The sequence below is a fragment of the bacterium genome, assembly GCA_039961635.1.
Taxonomy (GTDB): domain Bacteria; phylum 4484-113; class 4484-113; order JAGGVC01; family JAGGVC01; genus JABRWB01.
In genome coordinates, this window is sequence record JABRWB010000046.1 from 1 (window position 1) to 3,071 (window position 3,071).

Here is a 3,071-nt window from a genome sequence, read left to right on the forward strand (position 1 = left end):
GGCGGTTCCGCGTCCGGATTGTGGTGAAAAATTGCGAATCCGGCACAACGGCTTTGGAACCTGGTAGCAATCGGCGTAATGTCCGATATGCCGACCTCGCCATTCCCGTCGCCGTCCAACCATGCATCGGTTTCGTCGTCCATTCCGTCGCCCACAATGTGCCCGAGATTCAAAGCGAGCGGTGTCAGATCGGCTACCGACACCTCGCCGTCCAGATTGTAGTCGCCCGGATTTTCGTAATCGAACGTCAGGGTGAAATCGTCCGGGTCGTACGTCCAATCGAGGGCCAAGCTTTCGGGGACGGGCGGCGCGGGGGCGCGGCTTAGTTGCCGCTCCAGTTCCTCGGAAAGCACTGATAGATTGGATTCTGCCACCGGATCTAGCGCGGATGCATTTTCAATCTCCGGCCCGGATGAGCTCGCTGAATCCCCGGCAGGCGCGGGCGCCTGGAATTCGGAAGCATTGGGCGGTTGGCTCGCGAACCCCCCGTCCTGGCCGCATCCGAAGATGACAAACATCGAAAGCAATTCCAACAAGATAATCAATCTAAACATGACTTCCTCCTTTCACAGCTACCGGACGCGGGCGGGATAAAACCGCCCGCGTCCGGAATATCAACATCGCAAGATTCAACTGCCAAATCGCAGTCGTTGAATCGCAATCGAATTCTTTTCGCACATACTGCTTTCCACGGCAAGAGCCTCAATGTCGAACAAACAGCAAGAACCTACGACTCCGTTGGCAGCACCTCAAATGAGCCGAAAAATCCAAAAAGGTCCTCTGGCAAGTCAGATGGTACGCGCGCGTACACGTTGTATCTCCCTGGGGCCAGGTTCTTAGCAAATGGGTCCGAACTCCTATAATGGAGTTCATCTCCAGTTGGAGCGTGGAAATATCCGGGGAACAAAGCATCAACTTCGATATCTTTGGATTCGTCGGTAAGGCGCGAATAGTAGACGGATACCAAAAACAGCAATGTTTGCCCCGGAGGTGCAGGAAATTCAACGGGTTCCGTCTGAACAAGCATGGCGTAACCATTTTCCGGGAGCAAGGAAGCCATTGTCTTGGTCATTCGAAGTTTTGCCTCGATTATGGGCGACTCACCTTGCCTGACGGTTTCCGGCAACGTCATTTGCAGCACTTTGGCTCCATAAAAATTGGCCGGAGGTCTGAGCCAGAAAGGAGGCTGCTCGCCGCCGTTGCCGCCGCATCCGCCGCCCGCGAACAGAAATGGGCTTAAGACAGCCAGCACGACACAAAACCGTAAACAGGATTGCAATTGAGCTTTCATGGCTTACCAACCCTCCAGCGCGGCTTCGTAATCCACGATGCCGGCGATGCTGCCGCGTGGCTCGCGTAAAGTTGACACAATGCGATTCCAGACTTGCTCGCGGGTTGCCAATGGCCTTTCCTCATATAGCCTTGCCGCCAATGCCGCGACCTGCGGCGCGGCACTTGATGTGCCGAAAAATTGCGAATACTGGCCACTAGTGGTTGTGCTGTAATCCGATCCAAGCGGCTGCCCAGTTGGAGGATAAAGCAAGAAATCGTAGAAGGCGCTAACCGGATACAAGGCTGTATTGTAGTAGTTAGTTTCAGGGTGCTGCTCAAACACCTCCAAAGGCGGCTGGTTGCTGTATTGAATTACCGTCCCCTTCATTCCCGTGACACCCATGACTGCCTCCATTGCCGCGGGATAGTACTTTCCATATGTACCAAAATTTCCCGCGCTGGCCACATAAAATCTATGCTGAACCAGAATGTCCCGGTTTATTTCGTATTCGGCAAATTTTTTCCCCTTCGCGCCACTGGCGCTGATATTCACAACTTTGACGTTCGATTCCAACGCACCTCCGCTTATAATCGAAAAGTGGAATCGAAGCGCCCGGACCGCCTTGCTGTATGAATCGGCCGGACCTTTGGTGTAAATTGGTAGCAACTTGATGCCCGGCGTGCAGCTGGATACTCCCAAATAACTTCCACCAACTTGATTGTTGGTCAGGGCGGCGATCCTGCCGCTTACTTTGGTTCCGTGGAATTTATTACTATCGGTCTCGCGGTACCATCCGTAATTCTTGCCATAGACATAATTACTTTCATAGGCATCCACTCCATAAAGCGTAAAAACGCCTTGCAGATCCGGATGATCTCGCTGAACACCGGTATCTATGACAGCGACCTTGGTGCTTGTGGTGCCTGGAACGTACTGCTCCACGATGTTTTGTCTGTTCAGATTGAATGTCCAGGCATGAAGCGAATACTGAAGCCAAGTGCGATCCCCACCGCTTACATAAGGCGGGTTCGTCCAATAAGTGCTTGGCCTCGACAGCAAATCAAGCGGAGGGGCCATGCACAAGGACATCTGGTTATAGAAATTTGGTGTGGCTTCCAGCGTGTAGTTCAGCGACCTCAAAAACGAAAGTGCATCGTCCACAGTCGGGTAAGTATGCCTGTCGAAATTCAACTGAAAGGATGCATAGGAATTCGAGTGTATGCCGCCCGGCTCGAACCACGAAAACACGACGTCAAAGTCGTTGGTGTCGAACATACTCCTTAGGTCTTGCTCGCCAACCGATTGGTCGAACCATACAAGAACTTCGTCCCGCACTATTTCCGTCGGCTCTTCCGTTTCGGGATCGAGCCACATTTCGGTCGGAGTGACTTTATTGTCGAAATACTCTACTCCGTACTGGATGAAGCCGTTCAGGTCCTCCTGCGATACGTTTCCAACCAGCCCTGTTCCATCGGGCCATCGGTACTCCGCGGTAAATGGGTCCAGGGATTGAACTAATTCATAATTGCCCTGCGGGGGATCGGGGCGGACTTCCGGATCCGGATCGTCGCCCATGCCCAGGCCCTCGCCGCCTCCATTTCCTCCACTTCCGTCGCCACCGCCTCCGGGATCGATCGCCGGTGTGCGGCTTACTGAATCGTTTCCGCCTGCGGTTGAACTCCCCTGCGTGCCGGTAATCGCCGCCTCCGGTGCCGCCGCGGCGTTCATCCTCTTATCGCTCCCCGTGCATGCTGTGAACAGCATCACAAGCGCGAGCGACAAACGCAACATTTGGAGG

General features: G+C 53.9%; 3 protein-coding genes. All 3 read right to left on the reverse strand.

What is annotated here, in order from left to right; translation table 11 throughout:
* Window positions 1–554: hypothetical protein (locus tag HRF49_07440; GenBank protein ID MEP0814481.1), on the reverse strand; the 554-nt coding region annotated here is incomplete at its 3' end.
* A gap of 173 nt (window positions 555–727) precedes the next feature.
* Window positions 728–1,291 carry a hypothetical protein gene (locus HRF49_07445; GenBank protein ID MEP0814482.1) on the reverse strand — a complete coding sequence of 188 codons (564 nt, stop codon included), beginning with the start codon at window positions 1,289–1,291 and terminating at the stop codon, window positions 728–730.
* A gap of 3 nt (window positions 1,292–1,294) precedes the next feature.
* The coding region (locus tag HRF49_07450) for a S8 family serine peptidase (GenBank protein ID MEP0814483.1) at window positions 1,295–3,071 on the reverse strand (1,777 nt) is incomplete at its 5' end.